Source organism: Paraburkholderia acidipaludis NBRC 101816, from assembly GCF_000684975.1.
Taxonomy (GTDB): Bacteria; Pseudomonadota; Gammaproteobacteria; order Burkholderiales; family Burkholderiaceae; genus Paraburkholderia; species Paraburkholderia acidipaludis.
Window position 1 is genome coordinate 191,734 of sequence record NZ_BAXZ01000009.1, and the last position, 22,456, is coordinate 214,189.

Below are 22,456 nucleotides of genomic sequence, written 5' to 3' on the forward strand. Positions count from 1 at the left end.
GCGTGACGGATGGGCAGGGGAACGGGGACGCCGCGCGTGCCAGGGCGCCGTAGGTCACGATCATAGCCGCAAACGGAGCCCGGGTTCATTCAGGTGGCATGAGTGGCGCGTGAATGCCTCGTGGCGTCGACAATCGGACACGCTCGGACATGCGGGCGCGTTAGACTACCGGTCGATAACTACGGAATACGGGCGGGGGTGGCTGGCATGGGCGAGGGGGACTTTTAATCCTGGTCCGGACAAGGCGTATTCGGCGCGGCCACCTGGCTTGCCACGACGTTGCGCCCGGCGCGCTCGATGCTCAGGTTGACGCTCGCCACGTTTGCCGATCAGGCCGTGCTGATGACGGCGCTGGCCGTCGGCGGCGAGGCCGCGCTGCCGCTTCTATGGGTCGTTTTCTGGTTTCTCGTCGGCGCCGGATGCCGTTACGGCCGAAGCATGCTGGCGCTCTCGTGCGTGGTGGCGTTCTGCGGTTTCGCCGGACTGACGCACTGGCAACCGTGGTGGCGTGCGAACGTTGCGGCCGGCGCGGGCCTGATGCTGAGCGTCGCCGCGACATCGCTCTACCTCGCGGTGCTGGTGTACCGGCTCGAAAAGCAGGCGGCCACCGATCCGTTGACCGGCTTGAGCAACCGCGCCCGGCTCGAACAGGCCATAGTCCGCACGCTCGCCGTTCGAGGCGCCGGTGCCGTTCATGCGGCGTTGCTGCTCATCGACCTCGATGGCTTCAAGGAAGTGAACGACGATCACGGGCATGCGGTGGGGGACGAATTGCTCCGCAGTTTCGCCATCACGCTGGCCAGTCAGATGCGGCGCGGCGATACGCTGGCTCGCCCCGCGCAACGCCCGAACCTTGATGCGCGCCGCCGACGGCGCCATGTACCAGGCCAAGTCGCGCGGCAACGGCCAGACGGCGTTCGCCGACGCGGACCTCCGGATGCCCGTCGCTTCCACGGTTCGATAGCGGGCGCGGGGGATGCCGCTCTGCGCGTTGTTTCGTACTGCTGCCGAGGCGCATCCTCCGCGCACGAGATCAGCCGGCGGCGCTGCGCCAGTTGCCATGAAAGCCCGCCGGCACGCGGTGGGACAGATGCGCAAGGGCAACCGGGCCGGCTGCAATGTCGGTAGCGTCGAATACCGCAAGATCGCTGCGGTTTTCCTTGCCGCGCCAGACGGCGGCGAGCAGCCAGCCGTCGCCTTCCGCGGCATCCGCATGGCGCTCGACAAACACCGGTTCGCTGCAGTAGTCGCCGAGGTCGGGCAGCCATTCCGCGGTATGGCCGGTGGCCACGTCGATGTGCGCGAGGCCCACGCGCGAGCGCGTGCCCTTCGCGCCTTCCGTCGCCGGTGCGGAACTGAAGTAGCCGTGCCGGTAGCGCGACATCGCGAAGCGCTCGTCGAAGCGCGGAAATTCGCCGGGACGATCGTCCAGTAACTGCTCGCCAACGCTTGCCGTCTTGTGCGGATCGAGGGTCCAGCGCACGAGTCGCGCCTGCGGCGGCTCGTTTCCCACAGGCGTGCCGTCGGGCCGCGGAAAAAGCGGAGCGGCGTCGTATTTCATCACGTCGCAGACGATCTGCTCGCCGGCGTCGAAGGCGTTCATGACGTGGAAAACGAAGCACGGGTCGGTGCGCAGCCAGCGCACGTCGTCGGCGGTGCCGTTGCGGGGCAGAATGCCGATGTGCGTGCCCTTGTCGGGCTCCCACGCATAGGGCGGGAGCCCGTCCGTCGCCCGGTCCATGGAGCCCGTCAGCGGAAAGACCGGGAAGAGGATATGCGTGCGCGTGACGGCGAAGTCGTGAACCATGCTCGGGAACGGCGCCGCGAAATGCACGCTCCGTTGCAGCCGGCCTTCGCGGTCGGCCACGTGAAGCACGAGGTCGCGGGTGAAGGGGCCGCTCGCGGCATAAGCGAAGAAGATCAGTTCGCCGGTAACGGGATCGCATTTCGGATGCGCCGTCATCGCGCCCGGCAGTTTGCCGTCGTAGCGATAGTAGCCTCGCGGCGCCAGCGTGAACGGGTCCACTTCGAACGGCGCGTGTGCTTCTTCGAGCGCGAGCAGGCGGCGGCCGTGCCAGACGACGTTGGTGTTGGCCACCGTGGAGTTGAGTTCGCGCAGGGCCGGGTCGCTCAGGTGCCGGTGCGACAGCGAGCCCGAGAGGCCCTCTCCATGGTCGTGCTCCATGACCCACTTGGGCGTGCGCACCCAACGATTGCGATAGGACACGCGCCCGTCTTCGATCTGGAACGCGTGCAGCATGCCGTCGCCCGAGAACCAGTGGTACGGCCCGCGCGGCGCGAATTGCGGATTCGGTCCGTTACGGTAGAGCGTGCCGCGCAGCGCCTTCGGCAGGGTGCCGGTGATCGGCAGACTGGCCGCGTCGCATTCCATGTGCAGCGGCGCGTAGTAGCCGCTGAGAAAGGGCTCGTCGGTGGGAAAGGGCAATGACACGATGATCTCCGGGGTGTGCTCGGCCAGCCTGGCGGGTTCGGTCGTCGAGTGCGGTCAGGTAGTGGTGTCTACCCAATGTTTCCAGTGGAAAGATTTTGACTTGGCCGCCGAACATGGTCAAGATATTTTTCCATTGGAGAAATCAATTGCGTAGTTGAAGTCCATCATGCAGAAGAAGATCCGGGCAGAGGGCACGGCGGCCGCCCGAACGAGCAGCACAGGGAATGAACCAGGGGGCGAACCGGCGCCGGCGCGGCGCTACCATCACGGCTCGCTGCCCGACGCGCTGTTGCGCGCGGCGGAAACCGTGCTGCGGCGCGACGGTCTGCGCGGTCTCACGCTGCGGGCAATCGCCCGCGAAGCAGGGGTGTCGCACACGGCCCCGCAGCACCATTTCGGCGATACGACGGGCGTGTTGAGCGAGCTGGCCGCGACCGGGCACCGCCGCCTGGCTGCGTCCATGATCGAGCGCGCCCGGGGCGTGGAGGAGGACGAAGCGCGCAGCCGGGCAACCGCGCGCGGCTATGTCGACTTTGCCGTGAACCACCCCGATCTGTTTCGCCTGATGGCGCGCAACGAATTGCTGGATGCCGAACGGCCGTCGCTCGTGGAGGCGCGGCGCCTGTCCGCTCGCGAGCTGGCCGGCGTAGCCGGCTCGCCGCCTTCATCGCCCGCGCCCGACGCTTTTGCCGAATTGAGCGGCCCGCAAGCGGTGGCAATGACCGCGCTATGGGCCTACGTGCACGGGCTCGCCTCGCTGCTCATCGACCACCGTCTCACGCGGATCGCAGCCGCCACCGATACGTTTCGGGATCCGCAAGAACTCGTCGATGCCGTGATCGAGCAGATGGGGATCGTGCGGCGCAGCGTGGCGGCCTCGCCGCCGAAGGCCGACTCGACCGGCCGGCAGGCGACAGAGGAGCAGGCAGCATGCAAGAACGCGTAACGCAAATCGAGTCGCTGAGCGCCGTGACGCTGACCGTCAGCGAAATCGGGCGTTCGGTGCGCTTTTACGAGTCGCTCGGCTTCCTGCAGCGTTCGGGTCCCGCGGTGCCGGGATTTGCTTCGTTCGTGCTGGGCGAGGTCTCGCCGGGCTATCTGAACCTGCTCGAAGGCCCGCATGGTCCCATTGCGGGTTGGGGGCGCGTGATTCTTTACGTCCGCGACGTGGACGCGTTTTACCGCGAGGCGCTCGCGGCCGGCCACACGCCCGAATTTGCGCCGCGGGACGCGCCGTGGGGCGAGCGTTATTTCCATCTGCTCGACTCCGACGGCCACGAACTGAGCTTTGCGAAGCCGCTCGGATGAGCCTGGCGCATGCGGGCGCGAAGGCGCTTGCGCGCACCCTATCCATGCGTTTGAAATACGAATGACACCCGTAGCGCCGATAGTGCTGCGATACCGTCGCTGCACGAGCGATGTGGATAGCCATTTGACCGACACAGGAGAGTCGCCATGAACGAAACCGACCGCGAACTGGACGCCGAGCAGGACGCCGAGCAGGACCGCCGCCGCCGGCTCGACGAGGAGCTGATCGACGCCTACGACGAAGAGCTCGAAATGGAGGTCGACGACCATCTCCACCACACGGGCCTGCATATCGGCGACGACGCGCGCGAGCTGCGCCGTGTCTATTTCCGCGAGCTGATCCGTCTGCAGGGCGAACTCGTGAAGCTGCAGGACTGGATCGTGAGCACGGGCCACCGCATGGTGGTGATCTTCGAAGGCCGCGACGCGGCGGGCAAGGGCGGCGTCATCAAGCGCATCACGCAGCGCCTGAACCCGCGCATGTGCCGCGTGGCCGCGCTGCCCGCGCCGAGCAACCGCGAGCGCACGCAATGGTATTTCCAGCGCTACGTCCAGCATTTGCCGGCGGGCGGCGAGATGGTGCTGTTCGACCGCAGCTGGTACAACCGCGCGGGCGTGGAGCGCGTGATGAACTTCTGCACTGAGGACGAATACGAAGAGTTCTTCCGCTCCGTGCCCGAGTTCGAGAAGATGCTCGTGAGAAGCGGCATCCAGATCCTCAAATACTGGTTCTCCATTACGGACGACGAGCAGGAGATCCGCTTCCAGAGCCGCATCGACGATCCGCTCAAGCAGTGGAAGCTTTCCCCGATGGATCTCGAAAGCCGCCGCCGCTGGGAGATGTACACGCAGGCGAAGGAAGTCATGCTGCAGCGCTCGCATATTCCGGAGGCGCCGTGGTGGGTCGTGCAGGGCGTGGACAAGAAGCGCGCGCGCCTGAACTGCATCAGCCACCTGCTGAGCCAGGTGCCGTATCACGAGATCGAGCATCCGCAGGTGACGCTGCCCGCGCGCGAGCATCATCCGGACTATATCCGCCAGCCGGTGCCCGATAACATGATCGTGCCGGACGTGTATTGATCTCCGGCGCGACAGCGCTACGCGACGCCCCAAACGCAAACGCCGCGCTCCAACCGGAGCGCGGCGTTTTTTCGTTGCGGCGCAGCGCCTGCTCAGACGTGGCGGAACACCCAGTAAAGCCCTGCGGCGAGCGCGATCGAAGCGGGCAGCGTGAGCACCCATGCGAGGATCAGGCTGCGCACCGTGCTCCATTGCAGGCCCGAGCCGTTCGCCGCCATCGTGCCGGCCACGCCCGAGGCCAGCACGTGCGTGGTGGAGACGGGCAGGCCGTACACGTCGGCCATGCCGATCGTCGCCATCGCGACCACTTCCGCCGAGGCGCCCTGACCGTAGGTGAGGTGCTGCTTGCCGATGCGCTCGCCCACCGTCACGACGATGCGCTTCCAGCCCACCATGGTGCCGAGTCCGAGCGCGATCGCCACCGCCACCTTCACCCACGTCGGGATGAACTTGGTGGCGTGGTCGGTCGCGGTGCGGAAGTTGTCGATGGCCTTGGCGTCGACGGCGGAGAAGGCGGGCTGCTTGCTCTTCTCCATGAGGCGGATCGCTTCCGAAGCGAGGTACATGTTGTTGCGCACGTTATCGACGATCGACTGCGGCACGTTCGAGATCGAGCCGTAGCCGCCCACCTGCTCGCCCACTTGCGTGGCGAGCGCGGCGAGCGCCGGGACCGTTGCCGGCGTGAGCTGGCGCGAGCTGATATAGCGCTCGACTTCGTCGCGAGGCTGGGCCGGCACGGCCACGCCGTTCGCGTACCTGTCGAGCGTGCGCGCGGCCTGCTGGGCGACGGCGAGGTAGGTCTGCGTCTGCTCCGGCGTGACGGCCTTGTTGAGCGCGTAGGCCGTGGGCACCGTGCCGATCAGGATCAGCATGATGAGGCCCATGCCCTTCTGGCCGTCGTTCGAGCCGTGCGCGAACGAAACGCCCGTGCAGGTGAGGATCAGCAGCGCTCGGATCCAGAACGGCGGCGGCTCGTTGCCCTTCGGCTCCGCATAGAGCTCGGGCACGCGCACCACGGCCTTGAGGATGAGGAGCAGCAGGGCGGAAAGCAGGAAGCCGACCAGCGGCGAAAACAGCAGCGCCTTGCCCACGCCCATCGCCTGGCTCCAGTCCACGCCGCTCGTGCCGGACGCGCCGTGCATCATCTGGTTCATGAGGCCCACGCCGATGATCGAGCCCACGAGCGTATGCGAGCTGGACGACGGCAGGCCGAAGTACCAGGTGCCCAGATTCCAGATGATGGCGGCAATGAGGAGCGCGAACACCATCGCGAAGCCGGCGCTGCTGCCCACCTGGAGAATCAGTTCGACGGGGAGCAACTGCAGGATGCCGAACGCGACGGCACCCGTGGAAGTCAGCACCCCCAGGAAATTCCAGCAGCCCGACCAGATCACGGCGAGATGCGGCTCGAGCGAGTGCGTGTAGATGACGGTCGCGACCGCATTCGCGGTATCGTGGAAGCCGTTGACGAACTCGAAGCCGAGGGCGATCAGGAGCGCGAAGCCCAGCAGCACCCAGGGCAGCACGGAGCTTTGGTGGATGGGCGAGAGGTCGTCGGACAGATGCACGCCGACATAGCCTATGCCGAGGGCAATGACAGCGAAGAAGGCGAGCATGCTCGCATTGCGGCCGCGCGGCTGGGCTGCGCCCGGTTGCGGAGACAGGGAAATATCCGGCATGGCCAGCAGGCTCCTTGTGCGTAAAAAATCGGCAAATGCTACGTACCGATCATCGCTTGCTGTCGTGTCTGGTTGATGACAGTTGTATGCAAGGTTCGCCGCAGGGTCGGGACCGAAAACATCAGACGTATACCTCTCGATGCGCCAGAGCGCATCAAGGCCCGGTTTCGCCCGGCGCGGGCCGGCGTTGCGTCACCAAGGAGGATCGCAACAGTGCCAAAGCGGGTTCTCGCGCTACGTCATCGCGCACGCCGGTGGTGGCTCGCGCGCGGCAGGCAGGCGATGTGGCTGATCGGCAGGCATCCGCTTTTCGGCGGCATGTCGGGCACGCTCGTGGCGACGGTCATGGCGGGGGTGACGTTCGCGGCGATCGACAGCGGCCGTTCGGAGGAGCTGAACCATGCCGCGGAGAATTCGCGCAACATCGTGCGGATCGCCAGCAGCGATATTGCGCGCAACGTCGAAATCTACGATCTCGCGCTTCAGGCCGTGGTGACGGGCGCGCAGGAGCCGCAAACCTGGGCGTTGCCCGAGGCGCTGCGCCAGCAGGTGCTGTTCAACCGGGCGACGGCGGCATCGTCGCTCGGCGGCGCCTACGTGATCGGCGCCGACGGCCGCGTGGCCGCTTCGCAGAACGGCGGCGCGGCGGCCGGCGTCCTGCTCTCCGACCGCGACTATTTCCTCGCCCAGGCGCGCAGCCCGAATATCGGCCTCTTCGTTTCGAAGCCGCTTTTCTCGCGTCTGCGCGGCGGCGTGCCGACGATCGCGCTGTCGCGGCGCATCAACGGGCGCGAAGGCCAGTTCGCCGGCGTGGCGCTGCTGGCCGTGCGGCTGGAGTATTTCCAGCACCTGCTGGCGCGCATCGACGTGGGCCGCCACGGCGGCGTGTTCATCCTGATGCAGGACGGCACGATGCTCGCCAGCAAGCCGCCGGGGCTGCGTGCCGTGGGCGCGAGCTACGCCGACTCGCCGAACTACGCGATCATTTCGCGGCGGCCGTCGGGCACCTATACCGGGCGCTCGCTGGTGGACGGCAGGATGCACATCTACACGTGGGAGCACATCGGCAATACGCCGCTGATCGTGGCCATTGCGCCGGCCGTCGACGACGTGCTCCTGCCGTGGCGCCGGCGCGCCTGGTTCGCCATTGTCATGACGGTCCTGTTCGGCGGCGCCTGGGTAGTCGTTTCCTGGGTGCTGGCTTTCGCGCTGCGCGACAAGGCGATCGCGGAAGGCGAGTTGATGCGGCTCGCCGTGACCGACCCGCTCACGGGGCTCGCGAATCGCCGCGCGCTGGACAGCCGCCTCGCTTCGGAATGGCAGCGCGCGATGCGCGAGCACGAGCCGCTTTCGGTGCTGTTCTTCGACATCGACCACTTCAAGATTTTCAACGACACCTACGGCCATGCCGCCGGCGACGATGTGCTGACGCTCGTGGCCGAGCGCATTGCGGCGGGCACGCGGCGCACGTCGGACATGGCTGCGCGTTATGGCGGCGAGGAGTTCACCGTGGTGCTGCCCGGCACGGCGCTCGAGAGCGCCGCGAAGATCGCGGAGAAGATTCGCAGGCGCATCGAGTCGGCGAACCTCGCGCACAGCGGGTCGCACTACGGCCGCGTTACGGTGAGCGTGGGTTGCACGAGCTGCAACCCGCCGCAAGGCGGCAGCGCCGCGCAACTGCTGGCTGCCGCCGACCGCCTGCTCTACGCGGCCAAGGAGGGCGGCCGCAATCAGGTGAAAGCGCAGTGGTGGGGCGGGGAGGGCGTCGAGCCGGCCAATACGGGCCCGCAGGCCGCGGCCTGATCACGCGCCGGGCGGCCTGCGGGGGAATGAGAGGCAAAGGCGGGTCGGACGCGGGTTAGCGCGCCGATTTCGACAGACGATGGCCGAGGCCGAGATTCGACACGATCTGCCAGGTGTAGACGCGCGAGTAGTGCACGCCGAACTGGCGGCCGATCAATTCGCGCACGCGGCTGTTGGTCCATGCGTCGCTCGGGAAACCGTGGTCGCGCGCGGAACCGTGCAGCGCGCCCGCGATCCAGACCAGCGCGGCCTGGTCGAGCACGGAAGGCCGGCCGCCCACGCTCATCTGTTTGAGCGCGGCGAGGCCGCCATCCTCGACGATCGTTTTGTAACGGCGCACGGTCTGGGCGGAAAGGTGCAGGGAATCAGCGACTACGTTGACGGTCGCGCCTTCGATAAGCATCTGGCCCGCGGCCATTCTTCTCGTGACGCTCGGCAAGTCCTCGGTTCGGGTAAGCATGTGATCACTCGTCGACGAAAGATTCCGGTCATGCGGCATAGCGGATGTGCCGCTCCTGTCGATCCGGGTTAGCGCTTTAGCGCTTATCCGGACCCCATGCACAGCTGTCGGCCCGAGTTAGCTTCAGTGCTGATTCGGGTTCCATGCAAGCTGTCAACCCCGGTTCCTGCATGTGGCTCTTGTCGCTTGCCACGGCCTTGCGTCGGCAACGGATCACGCCTGGCCTGTAGCGGACGGCGAAGTGTTGCGCCCCTGGTGGGGTGCGGGCGGTACGCGCTTGCGCTCCGCAGCGAATATTAATAAATGTTTTTGTTGGGAATGTGTATAGTCCCGCAAAAAATAGTCTGCTTGACTTGTGGATTATCGTGGACTATCGGCAAAATCAATCGGACCGGATTGCGGAACAATGCGTACGAGCGTTTCGTATTCCGCTTTCGCGTTAGTCGATGATTTAAGTCTGACCTGATGCCGCCTCGCGCGGATGCAAGTTAGCCGATGTCTTCGTCGACGCGATTGCGGTCGCGCACGAGGATAGACACGTACACCGCCGTCGAGACGATGATCACGGCCACACCCGCGATCACTTCGCGATGATTGAACTGGACGAGCCCGAACACGGCGATTGCTATGCCGGCGGCGGCGCCAAGCGTGCCCATGGCCGCCACGAAGATGCGTATCTTGCTCCATAGCCGATGACGCCGTTCGGCGCCGGCACCTTCCTTGAGCTGATCGAATCTCATGGGCGGCTCTTCTATCAGGGTTGACGGACATCCGATGGATGCAGGACGACCTGAATGCGCCGGAATCTTTGTGACAAACCGATTATAGCGAGCCCATTTTTGTGCGCCTTGAGGCGGTTCGCGCTTGCCGCCGAAAAGTTATTGCCCGGTTTGAGCGGCGTTTAAGTTTGCCTTAATTTTGGGTCGCCATGATGGAGCCGTCGGGTCGATTCGATAGTCGATTCGCGGTTGTTCTTCACGTCCCCTGTTGACCGCCGATTGTCTCGGCGGTCTTTTTTTTGCGCGCGCTTTTTGTGTTTTGTGCTTTGTTCGCGCGCCGGTCTTCAACCGTGCGCGGGGAAGCCGGCGCGGCCCTGCGTGAGGTCGCGCAGCGTCTCCCGCGCGGCCTCCAGCTCGGTCGCGGGCAATTCGATCGTCAGGCGCACGGTCATCGTATAGGCGCTCTCCACGAGGGAGGCCCGTGCCTGTTCTAGCCAGTGGCGCACGCGTGTTTCGTCGGGATAGCCGACCTCGACGATCAGCCGCGCCTGCGCAATGCGCTCGATGCGCGCGGCGCCCTGCAGCGCGGTTGCGATCGCATCGGTATAGGCGCGCACGAGGCCGCCCGCGCCCAGCTTCACGCCGCCGTAATAGCGCACGACGGCGGCCAGCACGCCGTCCAGGTCGTGATGGCGCAGCACTTCGAGGATGGGCCGGCCGGCGGTGCCGGAGGGCTCGCCGTCATCGGACATGCCGGACTGGCCGCCGGCGAGCAGTGCCCAGCAGACGTGCGTGGCCGCAGGGTGCGCTTCGCGCAGCAGGCGCAGTTCGACCATGGCGGCATCGCGGCCCGCAACCGGAATGGCGTGCGCGATGAAACGGCTCTTGCGGATCTCGAGTTCTGCGCTGAGGGGGGCGGCTAGCGTGAAGGTGGGCAAGACAGACGGTGCAGCAGGGGCGAAATCACCATGTTAACCGATGTGCGCGGCCGCTTCCGACACGTCCGGCCCCAAATTTTGACGAAATTCGTAATGGATTCTTGCAGCTTGTGCTAATGACGCATCGGCGGCCAGGCCCGATAATGCTCGCCATGACGGGTCTAGCTCTGGCTGGAGCGAAACCGAACTCCTCATTCGGTGATCCGTCATTTCTCCGCTTCCCGCTCGTTGCCGCCGCGCTTGCGAGGCGCTGCAGCGAAGCCTTCCGGGCTTGCTCCCGGATTCCCCGCCGCTCTCGACTCCGGTGTCGAAAAAAAACCCGGTCAGGACGTTGTCCTGTGACCGGGGCTCATAAGGCTCGCCTGTTCTCAAGAGGCAATTCAACCTTACGCGCGCCAAAATCAATCCGCAACGCAAAAAAAATCGTTGGGTATTCCAGAAAAATGCCCCGGGCGTTGCCGGCCGGGGCGAATGAGAATACACCGTGCGCTCCGGGGAACGAAACGCAGGGATAAGTTACCCGGCCGTTCGCCGCGAATCAATTCATACAAATTACCTTCAATTACTTGCAATCATCTTTCCCGCAAATGCGCGAGGCCGGCTTTCCTCGCGGAAAACCGGCCTCGGCGCGGGCCGCCGCCCGACAACGGCAGCGCGGCGGCAGCGGTTAGCCCACCCGATCAGTAGTGCTGCGGAGGCGGCGGACGATGGTCGTCTTCGTGGTAATGCGGCGGACCCGGATCGTGCGGATGATGGCGCATCCACTCGTCGTGTTCCCAGTAGCGGTGGCCGTCCCAGTAGCGGTCGCCGTGCCAGCCGATCGTCACTTGCACGTCGACAGGCATCATGTGCGGCTCGCCATACTGCGGCTGCGAATCGGCACGTAGCGCGAACGGCGCGGATTGCGCGAAGGCGCTCGTGGCCCCCATCAGCGCGCCGCCGGCGATCAGCGCCGCTGCGATGGCGCGAGCGGGGGTCTTCCAGCTCTTTGTGTTCATCAGGTTCCTCCTCTAGAGTCCGTCGTGGCGGTACGGCGGCGAAGCCCGCCTTGCCGTCACCCACGAGACCCAGCTTATAGGCCGGGATGCGAACCATGCGTGACCACTTGTAAGCATAAATTTCGAAACGAAAGGCATGAAGAAAGGGTCAATCTGACATTTGGCCCTTGATGCGAAAACAATAACGCGCGGTAACTGACAATTGATCGGAGAGGTCAATAGGGTCGGGTTGTCAACTCGCGTTACATTCGGATCGGCGGGCGGCGCTTGCCGGCCGTCGCCGTAACGGTCCGTGCCCGCTTCAGGGGCCGGTTTTCTTCGCCGGGGCGCCGCTCAGGTCGATGGCGCTTTGCGACTTCATCAGCGCGCGCAGTTCGTACTTCTGGATCTTGCCCGTGGCGGTGCGGGGCAGCTCGCCGAACCGCACCGTGCGAGGCACCTTGTAGTGCGCGAGGAAGAGGCGGCAATGGGCGATGATCTCTTCTGCCGTCGCGCTCGCGCCGGGGCGCAGTTCGACGAACGCGCACGGCACTTCGCCCCATTTCGCGTCGGGCACGGCCACCACGGCCGCGAGCGCGACGGCCGGATGCCGGTACAAGGTATCTTCCACCTCGATACTCGAGATGTTTTCGCCGCCCGAGATGATGACGTCCTTGCTGCGGTCGGTGATGCGCACGTAGCCGTCGGGCGTCATCACGCCGAGGTCGCCGGTATGGAACCAGCCGCCGCGGAAGGCGTCTTCGGTTGCGCGATCGTTCTTGAGGTAGCCCTTCATGCAGATGTTGCCGCGGAACATGATTTCGCCGAGCGTTTCGCCGTCGGCCGGCACCGGCTCCAGGGTCGCGGAATCGAGCACGGTGAGACCGGCTTGCAGGTGATAGCGCACGCCTTGCCGCGCGGCGAGGCGTGCCTGCTCCTCGGCGGGAAGCGCTTGCCAGCTTTGCTGGACCGCACAGACGGCGGCGGGCCCGTACACCTCGGTCAGGCCATAAACGTGGGTGAGCTCGACGCCGATCGCTTTCATCTTCGCGATCACGGCGGGTGCGGGCGGCGCGCCCGCGACCATCGTGTGCACCGTATGGGCGATGCCCTCGCGGCTTTCGGCGGGCGCGTCGGCGAGCGCGGACTGCACGATCGGCGCGCCGCAATAGTGCGTGACGCGCTCGCGGCGAATCAGGTCGAACACGAGCTTCGCGTCGAACCTGCGCAGGCAGACGTTCACGCCCGCGCGCGCCGCGACGGTCCATGCGAAGCACCAGCCGTTGCAGTGAAAGAGCGGAAGCGTCCACAGGTAGACCGCGTGCTTCGGCATGTCCCATTCGAGGATGTTGCTCACCGCGGCCAGCGCCGCGCCGCGATGGTGATAGACCACGCCCTTCGGGTCGCCTGTCGTGCCGGACGTGTAGTTGAGCGCAATGGCGTCCCATTCGCCTGGCGGCGGGGTCCATTCGAACGCGGGGTCGCCTTGTTCGAGGAATGCTTCGTAGTCCGTGGCGCTCGGGAACTGCTCCGGGCTGGCGGGCGCGATGTCGGCGACGCTGATGATCTTCAGGTGCGGGAATTCCAGCGCCGCGCGCTGCGCGAGCGGCGCATATTCGGTGTCGACGATGAGGGCTTTCGCCTCGCCATGGCGCAGCATGAACAGCATGGTGGCCACGTCGAGCCGCGTATTCAGCGTGTTGAGCACGGCGCCGGCCATCGGCACGCCGAAGTGCGCTTCGACCATGGCCGGAATGTTGGGCAACAGCGCGGCCACCGTGTCGCCGCGGCCGATGCCGGCCTTCGCGAGCGCGCTCGCGAGCCGGCGCGTGCGCGCGTACGTTTCGCGCCAGGTGCGGCGCACGTCGCCATGGACCATCGCGAGGCGCTCGCCATACACCTCGGCGGAACGCGCGATGAAGTCGAGCGGCGTGAGCGGCACAAAATTGGCCTCGCGTTGCGCGAGCCCTTCTTCGAAGAGATGCACCATGGCGTTGTCTCCAGTCCCATGCAAGGTAGTCGGGCGCGAAGCCCGGGGGCGTGGTTTATCGGTATGATCGCGCTATCCTGGCAGGACCGCGCGCAAGAGTCTGTCGCTGGCGCGACAGAGCCCCCCGTTTTCCGCTTCCCGTTTCCCGTTCTCCGCTCCCACTCGGAGTTTGCGCGATGACACAGTCCAATATGCCGCCGGCCGGCAGTTTGCCGGGCGAGCCCGCCGAAGCCGGCGCCTGCACCCGCGGCGCCCAGCGTATCGACGCCGCGGATCCGGTTCGGCTCGCTGCTCTCTTCGAGCGTTGCGCCTGGTTTCGTGCGCTTGCGCCCGAACATCGCACGTGGGTGCTGGCCGATTCGCATGCGCAGACTTACGCGCCCGGCGTGACCGTCGCCGCGCGCGAGGCGCCGTCCGTTCACTGGCTGGGTGTGAGCGCCGGGCTCGTCAAGCTCGCGATCTTCAACGCGTCGGGACGCGGCTGCACGTTCTCTGGCGTGCCGCACGGCGGCTGGTTCGGCGAAGGCAGCGTCATCAAGCGCGAGCCGCGCAAGTACGACGTGATTGCCCTGCAGCATTCGCTCGTGCTGGCGGTGCCGGCCGATACGTTTCATCGGCTCATGGACTGCAGCTTGCCGTTCAATCGTTTCGTGATCCATCAACTGAACAACCGCATGGGCGAGTTCATCGCGCTGATCCAGAACAGCCGCTTGCTCGACGTCGACGCGCGCGTCGCCCAGGCCCTCGCGCAGCTCTTCAATCCCGATCTCTATCCCGAGACAGGACGGGCGCTGGAGATATCGCAGGAGGAGATAGGCATGCTGGCGGGCGCATCGCGGCAGCGGGTCAATCAGGCGCTGCAAGCGCTCGAAAAGGCCGGGCTCGTCACGCTCTCGTACAACCGTGTGGACGTTCTCGAACTCGAAGGATTGAGGGCGTTCGGCCGCGATCAGCTTTGAGGGGGCGGAAGGCGCACGGCTCGCGAATCATTGTGCAGGATGAAAGGGTCTCTCTCGCCGCGGGTGCTTTTTGCCCGTCGGCCCGCTGCGTAGACTTTGCTCACCGACTCGCGCATGACTGGCGGTGCATGAAGCCCCCGGCGCGAGTCTCCTTCATGCTTCAGGAGAGCAAAATGAAGACCGCAATGTTTCGTACCGCAGTGGTTTCGATGATGTTTGCCGTTCCCGCGATGTCGTTCGCGCAGTCCACGAACAACGCCCCGGTCACGCGCGCAGAAGTGAAACAGCAGATCGTCGATCTGGAATCGGTGGGATACAACCCCGCCCACCTCAACGACGCCACCTATCCTCAGGACGTCCAGGCAGCCATGCAGCGCCTTGGCGAAAAGCGCGCGGATGAGGCCCGTCTGGCCCAGGAACGTCAGATTGCGCAGACGAGCTACGGCAGCTCGCCCGCGCAAGGCAGCGAATCGGGCGGCCCGTCGTCGGCCCGCTAAGGCGTGGCGATAGTTACGCATCGCGCGTCTCACGCGTCCGGTGGTACGCCGAGCAGTTGCAACGTGCCGGCAGTGACGCCCGAGAACACCGGTCCCGCCACCGTGCCGCCGTAATAGGCGCGGCTGGCGGGGTCGTCGATCATGACGGCGACGATCACGCGCGGCGCGCTCATCGGCGCCATGCCGACGAATAGCGCGCGATAGCGGTTCTTCGCATAGCCCGCGCCGATCTGCTTGCGCGCGGTGCCGGTCTTGCCGCCGATACGATAGCCTTCCACCGTCGCCGCGCGGCCCGTTCCGCCCTCGCGCGTCGCCATTTCCAGCATGGTCCGCATGGCTGCCGCGGTGGCCGGCGTCGTGACCTTGCGCGCCATCGTTGCGGGCGCATCGATCGAATTCTCTCCAGCGCCATCTTCGGCCAACGAATCGTCCGGTTTGACCAGGAGCCGCGCGGGGTGCATCGTGCCGTCGCCCGCATAAGCCGTGTAGAGCTGCGCGAGCTGCAGCAGCGACGCCGAAAGGCCGTAGCCGTAGGCCATCGTGGCCTGCTCGATGGGGCGCCAGCGCGCCCACGGCCGCACGCGGCCCGCCGCGGCGCCCGGGAATGTCACGGCGGGCTTCTGGCCGAGCCCATATTCCTGATACTTGTCCCAGATGGTCTGCGGGGGCAGCTTCAACGCGAGCTTCGCGAGGGCGATATTGCTCGACTTCTGGATCGCTTCCGCGACAGTCATGCGGCCGTGGTCCGAGGTGTCGTGGATCGTCGCGGTGCCGATGCGGTATGAGCCCGGCCCGGTGTCGATGACCGTGGCGGGAGTCGCCTTGTGCAGGTCCATGGCGAGCCCCACCACGACGGGCTTGATCGTGGAGCCGGGCTCGAACGTATCCACCACGGCGCGGTTGCGCAGTTGGCGGCCCGTGAGCCGCGCGCGGTCGTTCGGATCGTAAGACGGCCAGTTCGCGAGCGCGAGGATGTCGCCGTTGCGCGCATCGAGCACCACCACGCTGCCGGCCTCGGCGTTGTGCTTCGCAACGGCGGCCTTCAATTGCGCATACGCGAGCTGCTGCACGCGGCGGTCGATCGTGAGCTGGACGGTCTCGCCGTTCTTCGGCAGGACGCGCTCGCGCGTTTCGGATATGACGCGGCCCAGCCGGTCGCGGATCACTTCGCGCTGGCCCGGCGTGCCGTGCAATTGCGTGTCCGCCGCGAGCTCGACGCCTTCCTGCCCGGCGTCTTCGATACCGGTGAAGCCCACCACGTGCGCCGCCGATTCGCCTTCGGGATAAAAGCGCTTCGAATCCGCGATCAGCGTGATGCCACGCGTGGCCATTTCGTCGATGTGCGCGGCGGTGCCCGGGTCCACCTGGCGCTTGAGCAGCACGAACGAGCGCTCGCCCGAAAGACGGCGGCGCAGCTCGGCGAGCGGCATGGCGAGCTGTTGCGCGAGCGGCTCGTAAACCGCTTCGTCGACGAGTTTCGGGTTGGCCCAGATCTCGAAGCTCTCCAGGCTCACGGCAAGGAGCGCGCCATTGCGGTCCACGATGCGCCCGCGCCGCGCGTCGAGTTCCTGCGTGCGTTGATAGCGCTTTTGCCCTTGCTGGACGTAGAAGTCGTGATTGACGACCTGGATCCACAGCGCCCGCCCAGCGAGTGCCGCGAAGCCGGCGAACGCGATGAAGACCACCAGCTTCGAACGCCAGGCCGGCAGGCTTGGGCTCAGCATCGGGTGACGCGTGGCAAGGGCGTGCGGGTCGCGCGGCGGCTTGTTCCGGGAGATCATCGGGTGGCGGGTCGTCGTGTCATGGTCTGAATTGTAATTGCAATGTAATTTAAATGAAATGTTTCGGGCGAGCCTGATGCCATGCCGGGTTGTACCCGGTGGCGCGGTCAAAAAATAGTAGAGCTGATTAATTGACAGCAGCGCGCCACCTGTCGATGGCGTCGCGCGCGAGAGGGGAGAGAGGGTGGGCCGGCCGGGGAGAGCGTCAGGCGAGCGCCGGCAGCCTGAAGCTCGAGATCGCTTCGCGCAGCATGGTCACCTGATCCTTGAGCGAATGCGCTGCCGCAGCGGCTTCCTCGACGAGCGCCGCGTTTTGCTGTGTCACCTGGTCCATCTCGCCGACGGCGCGGTTCACCTGCTCGATGCCCGCGCTCTGCTCGCGCGAGGCGTGGCTGATTTCTTCGAGGATCTCGTGCACGCGCCGCACGGACTGCATGATCTCCGTCATGGTCGTGCCCGCATCCGTGACGAGTTGCGCGCCTTCCGCCACCGTGCCGGTCGACTTTTCGATCAGCGACTTGATTTCCTTGGCCGCCGTCGCCGAGCGCTGCGCGAGGCTGCGCACCTCGGCGGCGACCACGGCGAAGCCGCGGCCCTGTTCGCCCGCACGCGCGGCCTCCACGGCCGCATTGAGCGCGAGGATGTTGGTCTGGAAGGCAATGCCGTCGATCACGCCGATGATGTCGCCGATCTGGCGCGAGCTCGTGGTGATGTCGCCCATCGTGCGCACCACGTTTTCCACCACTTCGTTACCGCGCGTCGCGACGTCGGCGGCCTGGCTCGCGAGCGTGGCCGCGTGCTGCGCGCTGTCCGCATTCTGGCGCACGTTGGCGGTCATCTGGTCCATGCTCGACGCCGTTTCCACGAGCGCCGCGGCCTGCTGCTCGGTACGTTGCGAGAGGTCCGTGTTGCCCGCGGCGATCTCGTTCGCCCCCACGTTGATGTTCTCCGCGCCGCCCAGCACGCGCGAGACGGTTTCAACGAGCGAGCCCTGCATCGTCGAGAGCGCGCGCATCAGACTGCTCTCGTTGCTGCCCTGGACCTGCACGCGCGTGGTGAGGTCGCCGTGAGCGATGCGGTTTGCCGTCTCGACTGCGATCTCGAGCTCGCCGCCGATGCTCGAACGCACGCTGCGCACGACGAAGACCATTACGATCGTCGCCACGGCGCCGAGCACGAGCGTCACCGCGAGCCAGATGCCGAGGCTTTCGAAGAAAGCCGCACGGACGTCGTCCATGTACATGCCCGTGACAATGCACCAGTCCCACGGCGCGAAGCGCTTGCCGTAGCTCGTCTTGGGCACGGGCTGGTCGTGGCCGGGCTTCGCCCAGAGGTAGTCGACGAAACCGCCTTCGGGCCGGTTGGCCGCGGCCGCGAGGTCGGTGAACAGATGGTGGCCGGCCGGGTCGGTGAAGTCGGCGAGCATCTTGCCGTCGAGCTCGGGCTTGATCGGATGCATGAGCATCACGGACTGCGAATTATTGATGCTCAGGTAGCCATCCTTGCCATAGCGGATCGAGCCGATGACGGCGAGCGCCTGCTTCTGCGCGTCGGCTTCCGCAAGCTTTCCTTGCTGGGAGAGCGTGTAGTAGTAGTTCGTGATGCTCATCGCTTCTTCGACGAGCGTTTTCAGTTGCGCCTCGCGCTCGCGGATCATCGAAGCGCGGCTTTGCCACGCGCCAAAGGCGACGATGAGCAGAAGGCCGATCCAGAGGATCGCGATCATCGAACGGAGTTTCTGATTCAGGGTCATGGTCGGTCGGGTCGTTCGTGGGGCTGCGGGGCTGGCGGGGCGGGTGCGCCCGACTGTGTTAACGGCGCGCGCGAAGGGCGGCGCGATCAGGGCGAACCCTGAATGCACGGGCCTTTGCGGGGATATTCATCCGAAGAATGGCGCGGTTTGCGCGGTGAAACGGAGGGTAAGGCGAGGGGTAGGAAAAACGTCAAAAGCGCCTTGGCAAAACCACAAATTTCACTGCAACGCCATGTTTTGCCACTATTAGAGGCACGACAAGGCAATTGGGAATCATTTCCGTTATAGTCGCGAATTCGGCTCCCGAGCCGACGCGGCGTTGCCGCGCCGGCACCGAGGGCCGGCAAGAAGAGCGGGCGGCGGCGCCCGCCCCAATAACAAAACCCTTGGAAACCGAATGCGAGCGATCATTCTTGCCGCCGGCCTTGGCCTGCGGCTTCAGCAAGCCGAGGGCGATCAGTATCCCAAATGTCTGTTGCGTTTTGATGGCACTTCGCTGCTCGAGCGGCATCTGCGCCTGCTCGAAACACAGGGCGTGACAGAAGTGGTCCTCGCGCTCGGCTTCCAGCCGCACAGCGTGGAGGCGGAGCTGGCCCGCATCGGCTGGCCGCACAAGGTCGAGACCGTCATCAACACGCGCTACGAACTGGGCAGCGTGCTCACGGTGCACTGCGTGGCCGACGCGCTCACGCGTGGCGGCGACGTCCTGCTGATGGACGCCGACGTGCTCTACGACGAACGCGTGCTGGCGTCGCTCATTGCAGGCACCGCAGGCACGAACCGCCTCCTGATCGACCGCGATTTCGAAGCCGGCGACGAGCCCGTGAAGCTGTGCCTGCGCGAAGGCGTGCCCGTCGAACTGCGCAAGCAGCTCGCGGTGAGCCTGCAGTACGACACGATCGGCGAATCGGTCGGCTTCTTCCGTCTCAACGAGGCCACGGCACGGCGCTTTGCGCAGATCGTGGCCGGCTATGTCGAGAGCGGCCGTGCGAACCTGCCGCACGAAGAAGCGCTGCGCGACCTGCTGCTCGAGCGCGGCCGCGAGTTCGAGACCGCCGACGTGACCGGCGCCCCCTGGATCGAAATCGATTTTCCCAACGATGTGACGCGCGCGGCGCAGCAAGTGCTGCCGCAACTGCGCCGTCCGGTAGGAGCAACACGATGAATGCACGCGAACCCGCCGCGGTTCTCACGGCCGTCCCCGTCTCCCGCAGCGCGCGGCTGCGCCAGATGCTCCTGAGCAACGAACTCGAATTCCTGATGGAAGCCCACAACGGCCTTTCCGCGCGCATTGCGCGCGAGGCGGGCTTCAAGGCGATCTGGGGCTCGGGCCTTTCGATCTCCGCGCAGTTCGGCGTGCGCGACAACAACGAAGCGAGCTGGACCCAGGTGGTCGACAACCTCGAGTTCATGGCCGACGCAAGCGATCTGCCCATTCTGCTCGACGGCGACACGGGCTACGGCAACTTCAACAATGTGCGCCGCCTCGTGCGCAAGCTCGAGCAGCGCGGCATCGCGGGCGTGTGCATCGAAGACAAGCAGTTTCCGAAGACCAACAGCTTCATCAAGGGCGAGGCGCAGCCGCTTGCCGACATCGACGAATTCTGCGGCAAGATCAAGGCCGGCAAGGACTCGCAGACCGACGAGCATTTTTCGATCGTCGCGCGCGTCGAGGCGCTGATCGCGGGCTGGGGCATGGACGAAGCGCTCAAGCGTGCCGAGGCCTATCGCCTCGCGGGCGCGGACGCGATCCTCATTCACAGCAAGCTCTCGAAACCCGACGAAATTCTCACGTTCGCGCGCGAGTGGGCCGGCCGCGGCCCGCTCGTGATCGTGCCGACCAAGTACTACAGCACGCCGACCGACGTGTTCCGCAAGGCCGGCATCAGCGTCGTGATCTGGGCAAACCATCTGGTGCGCGCGTCGGCTTCGGCCATGCAGGCCGTGGCGAAAACGATTCACGACACGCAAACGCTCGTCGACGTGGAGGATCGCATTGCTTCGGTTAACGAAATTTTCCGCCTGCAGGACGCCGACGAGTATTCCGAAGCGGAAAACCGCTACCTGTCCACCTCGCGCAACGCGGGGTCGGCGATCGTGCTGGCCGCGAGCCGCGGCTCGGGACTCGACGCCTTCACCGAGGACAAGCCGAAGGTCATGCTGCCGGTGGCGGGCAAGCCGCTGCTGCGCTGGCTCGTCGATGCTTTCAAGAAACAGTCGGTGAACGACATCACGGTGGTGGGCGGCTATCGCGCCGACGCGATCGACAGCGCCGGCATCAAGCTCGTGCGCAACGAGCGCTACGCGCAGACCAACGAGCTGGCGTCGCTCGCGTGCGCGGTGGGCGCGATGCAACACGACACCGTGATTTCATACGGCGATCTGCTGTTCCGCAGCTACCTTCTGCGCGATCTGGTCGAAAGCGAGGCGGAGTTCTGTGTCCTGATCGATTCGTCGCCGGCCACGGAGAACCGCAGCGTGCGCGACTTCGCGTGGTGCTCGGCCGCGGACGACCGGGGCCTGTTCGGCAACAAGGTGCTGCTCTCGCGCATTTCCAGCGATCTGGGCGCGAACGACAATGCGGCCGATGCGCCGCATGGCCGCTGGATCGGGCTCATGAACGTGCGCGGCACGGGTCGCGAGAAGCTCGCGAAGAAGCTTGCGCAGTTGCAGACGCGCGCCGATTTCGACACGCTCGACATGCCGGCGCTTCTCAACGCGCTGATCGCCGACGGCGAGAAGATCGAGGTGCAGTACGTGCACGGCCACTGGCGCGGCGTGAACGACCTCGAAGATTTCCGCCGCGCGGGCGACTTCGCTCATGCGCAAACCCCGCTGGGCACGGGAGAGGCAAGGCCGGAGGGCGGCGCATGATCGAGGCGGTGCAATTTGTCGAAGCGGCGCGGGCGCGCGGCTTCGAGTGGTACGCGGGCGTGCCTTGCTCGTATCTCACGCCGTTCATCAACTACGTGCTGCAGGACGAGTCGCTGCACTACGTTTGCGCGGCCAACGAGGGCGATGCCGTCGCGCTGATCGCGGGCGTTGCGCTCGCGGGCAAGCGCGGTATCACGATGATGCAGAACTCGGGTCTCGGCAACGCCGTGAGTCCGCTCACGTCGCTCACGTGGACCTTCCGTCTGCCGCAACTGCTGATCGTGACGTGGCGCGGCCAGCCCGGCGTTTCCGACGAGCCGCAGCACGCGCTGATGGGGCCGGTCACGCCGCAGATGCTCGAAACCATGGAGATTCCCTGGGAGACCTTCCCGACCGAGGCCGACCAGATCGGGCCCGCGCTCGAGCGCGCCATGCGGCACATGGACGAAACGGGCCGCCCGTATGCGCTCGTGATGCAGAAGGGCAGCGTCGCGCCGGTCGAACTGAAGGACGGCGCCGCGCCGGAAAGGCACGCTCTGGCGGTGGCCCAATCGAAGTGGACGGATCGGACTGCGAACGAATGGCCGTCGCGCCGCGACGCGCTCGAACGGGTGATCGCGGCCACGCCCGCGGAATCGACGGTGGTGATCGCCTCCACGGGCTTTTGCGGCCGCGAACTCTACGCGCTCGACGACCGCGCGAACCAGCTCTACATGGTCGGATCGATGGGCTGCGTCACGCCGTTCGCGCTGGGCCTGGCACTCGCACGCCCCGACCTGAACGTCGTCGCGCTCGACGGTGACGGCGCCGCGCTGATGCGCATGGGCGTTTTCGCGACGCTCGGCGCTTATGGGCCGTCGAACCTTACGCACGTGCTGCTCGACAACGGCGCGCACGACTCCACGGGCGGCCAGGCCACGGTTTCGCAGCAGGTGTCGTTCGCGTCCGTTGCCGCCGCATGCGGCTATGCCGACGCCGTGGAAAGCGACGACCTCGCCGCGCTCGACGACGTGCTCGCCGCCGCGCGCGAGCGGCGTGCCGGCGCCAACGGCGTGAGCGGTACGCGCTTCGTATGCCTTTCGATTCGCCGTGGCACGCCCGACGGCCTGCCGCGCCCCACGATCACGCCGCCTGACGTGAAGACGCGCCTGATGCGCCACATCGGCGCGCTCGCCCAATAAGGACA

The 22,456-nt window shown here is 66.0% G+C and carries 19 protein-coding genes; 10 read left to right on the top strand and 9 right to left on the bottom strand.

What is annotated here, in order from left to right; translation table 11 throughout:
* Positions 1 to 297 precede the first annotated feature (297 nt).
* Entirely contained in the window at positions 298 to 1,128 is an 831-nt protein-coding gene (locus tag BAC01S_RS12775; RefSeq protein WP_156954402.1) for a GGDEF domain-containing protein, read from the top strand.
* Here BAC01S_RS12775 and BAC01S_RS31185 read toward each other — a convergent pair.
* Positions 1,034 to 2,452 carry a carotenoid oxygenase family protein gene (locus BAC01S_RS31185; protein WP_245616582.1) on the bottom strand — a complete coding sequence of 473 codons (1,419 nt, stop codon included), beginning with the start codon at positions 2,450 to 2,452 and terminating at the stop codon, positions 1,034 to 1,036. The two genes, BAC01S_RS12775 and BAC01S_RS31185, sit on opposite strands and share 95 nt — an antisense overlap.
* Before the next feature lie 166 nt (positions 2,453 to 2,618).
* Here BAC01S_RS31185 and BAC01S_RS31190 point away from each other — a divergent pair, with 166 nt between their 5' ends.
* The 3 genes from BAC01S_RS31190 (at position 2,619) to ppk2 (ending at position 4,840) form a co-directional block, all read left to right on the top strand.
* The gene (locus BAC01S_RS31190) at positions 2,619 to 3,398 is read left to right on the top strand and encodes a TetR/AcrR family transcriptional regulator (protein ID WP_084168563.1); all 780 of its coding nucleotides are present in this window, start codon (positions 2,619 to 2,621) and stop codon (positions 3,396 to 3,398) included.
* Positions 3,383 to 3,760, top strand: a complete 378-nt coding sequence (locus BAC01S_RS12790; protein WP_027795120.1) for a VOC family protein — start codon at positions 3,383 to 3,385, stop codon at positions 3,758 to 3,760. Before BAC01S_RS31190 ends, BAC01S_RS12790 begins: the two co-directional genes overlap by 16 nt.
* A 147-nt stretch (positions 3,761 to 3,907) precedes the next feature.
* Positions 3,908 to 4,840, top strand: coding sequence for a polyphosphate kinase 2 (gene ppk2, locus BAC01S_RS12795; protein WP_027795121.1), 933 nt, complete (start codon positions 3,908 to 3,910; stop codon positions 4,838 to 4,840).
* 92 nt (positions 4,841 to 4,932) lie between these two features.
* Here the strand turns inward: ppk2 and BAC01S_RS12800 are convergent, their stop codons facing one another.
* The gene (locus BAC01S_RS12800; protein ID WP_027795122.1) at positions 4,933 to 6,519 is read right to left on the bottom strand and encodes an inorganic phosphate transporter; all 1,587 of its coding nucleotides are present in this window, start codon (positions 6,517 to 6,519) and stop codon (positions 4,933 to 4,935) included.
* A 213-nt stretch (positions 6,520 to 6,732) separates the two neighbouring features.
* On the opposite strand from BAC01S_RS12800, the gene BAC01S_RS31195 reads away from it, so the two are divergent.
* Positions 6,733 to 8,322, top strand: a complete 1,590-nt coding sequence (locus BAC01S_RS31195) for a GGDEF domain-containing protein (protein WP_245616583.1) — start codon at positions 6,733 to 6,735, stop codon at positions 8,320 to 8,322.
* A gap of 55 nt (positions 8,323 to 8,377) precedes the next feature.
* On the opposite strand, the gene BAC01S_RS12810 is transcribed toward BAC01S_RS31195, so the two are convergent.
* From BAC01S_RS12810 to BAC01S_RS12830, 5 genes are all read right to left on the bottom strand, one after another.
* A complete protein-coding gene (locus tag BAC01S_RS12810; RefSeq protein ID WP_027795123.1) occupies positions 8,378 to 8,782 on the bottom strand; it encodes a helix-turn-helix domain-containing protein in 405 nt (134 codons plus the stop codon).
* Between the two features lie 488 nt (positions 8,783 to 9,270).
* Complete coding sequence (locus BAC01S_RS31200; protein ID WP_043202088.1) at positions 9,271 to 9,522, bottom strand: DUF2964 family protein; 252 nt, start codon at positions 9,520 to 9,522, stop codon at positions 9,271 to 9,273.
* Positions 9,523 to 9,845: 323 nt separating this feature from the next.
* The gene (locus BAC01S_RS12820; RefSeq protein ID WP_027795124.1) at positions 9,846 to 10,439 is read right to left on the bottom strand and encodes an IMPACT family protein; all 594 of its coding nucleotides are present in this window, start codon (positions 10,437 to 10,439) and stop codon (positions 9,846 to 9,848) included.
* A gap of 680 nt (positions 10,440 to 11,119) precedes the next feature.
* Entirely contained in the window at positions 11,120 to 11,437 is a 318-nt protein-coding gene (locus tag BAC01S_RS12825) for a hypothetical protein (RefSeq protein ID WP_027795125.1), read from the bottom strand.
* A 301-nt stretch (positions 11,438 to 11,738) separates the two neighbouring features.
* Positions 11,739 to 13,406, bottom strand: a complete 1,668-nt coding sequence (locus tag BAC01S_RS12830; RefSeq protein ID WP_027795126.1) for an acyl-CoA synthetase — start codon at positions 13,404 to 13,406, stop codon at positions 11,739 to 11,741.
* A 176-nt stretch (positions 13,407 to 13,582) separates the two neighbouring features.
* On the opposite strand from BAC01S_RS12830, the gene BAC01S_RS31205 reads away from it, so the two are divergent.
* Positions 13,583 to 14,365, top strand: a complete 783-nt coding sequence (locus tag BAC01S_RS31205; protein WP_084168564.1) for a Crp/Fnr family transcriptional regulator — start codon at positions 13,583 to 13,585, stop codon at positions 14,363 to 14,365.
* 173 nt (positions 14,366 to 14,538) lie between these two features.
* Positions 14,539 to 14,862 (top strand): DUF4148 domain-containing protein, encoded by a 324-nt coding sequence (locus BAC01S_RS12840; protein WP_027795127.1) that lies wholly within the window; start codon positions 14,539 to 14,541, stop codon positions 14,860 to 14,862.
* A gap of 29 nt (positions 14,863 to 14,891) precedes the next feature.
* Here BAC01S_RS12840 and BAC01S_RS12845 read toward each other — a convergent pair whose 3' ends face one another.
* Positions 14,892 to 16,643: a peptidoglycan D,D-transpeptidase FtsI family protein gene (locus BAC01S_RS12845; RefSeq protein WP_027795128.1), complete on the bottom strand. Its 1,752-nt coding sequence runs from the start codon at positions 16,641 to 16,643 to the stop codon at positions 14,892 to 14,894.
* 205 nt (positions 16,644 to 16,848) lie between these two features.
* The gene (locus tag BAC01S_RS12850) at positions 16,849 to 18,396 is read right to left on the bottom strand and encodes a methyl-accepting chemotaxis protein (RefSeq protein WP_027795129.1); all 1,548 of its coding nucleotides are present in this window, start codon (positions 18,394 to 18,396) and stop codon (positions 16,849 to 16,851) included.
* A gap of 397 nt (positions 18,397 to 18,793) precedes the next feature.
* Between BAC01S_RS12850 and BAC01S_RS12855 the strand changes: the two genes are divergently transcribed.
* From BAC01S_RS12855 to aepY, 3 genes are read left to right on the top strand one after another with little or no spacing between them, the layout of a single operon-like run.
* The gene (locus tag BAC01S_RS12855) at positions 18,794 to 19,561 is read left to right on the top strand and encodes a phosphocholine cytidylyltransferase family protein (protein WP_027795130.1); all 768 of its coding nucleotides are present in this window, start codon (positions 18,794 to 18,796) and stop codon (positions 19,559 to 19,561) included.
* Positions 19,558 to 21,270, top strand: coding sequence for a phosphoenolpyruvate mutase (aepX, locus tag BAC01S_RS12860; RefSeq protein ID WP_027795131.1), 1,713 nt, complete (start codon positions 19,558 to 19,560; stop codon positions 21,268 to 21,270). The genes BAC01S_RS12855 and aepX overlap by 4 nt, the downstream gene beginning before the upstream one ends.
* Positions 21,267 to 22,451, top strand: a complete 1,185-nt coding sequence (aepY, locus tag BAC01S_RS12865; protein WP_027795132.1) for a phosphonopyruvate decarboxylase — start codon at positions 21,267 to 21,269, stop codon at positions 22,449 to 22,451. The genes aepX and aepY overlap by 4 nt, the downstream gene beginning before the upstream one ends.
* The last annotated feature ends 5 nt before the right edge of the window (positions 22,452 to 22,456 follow it).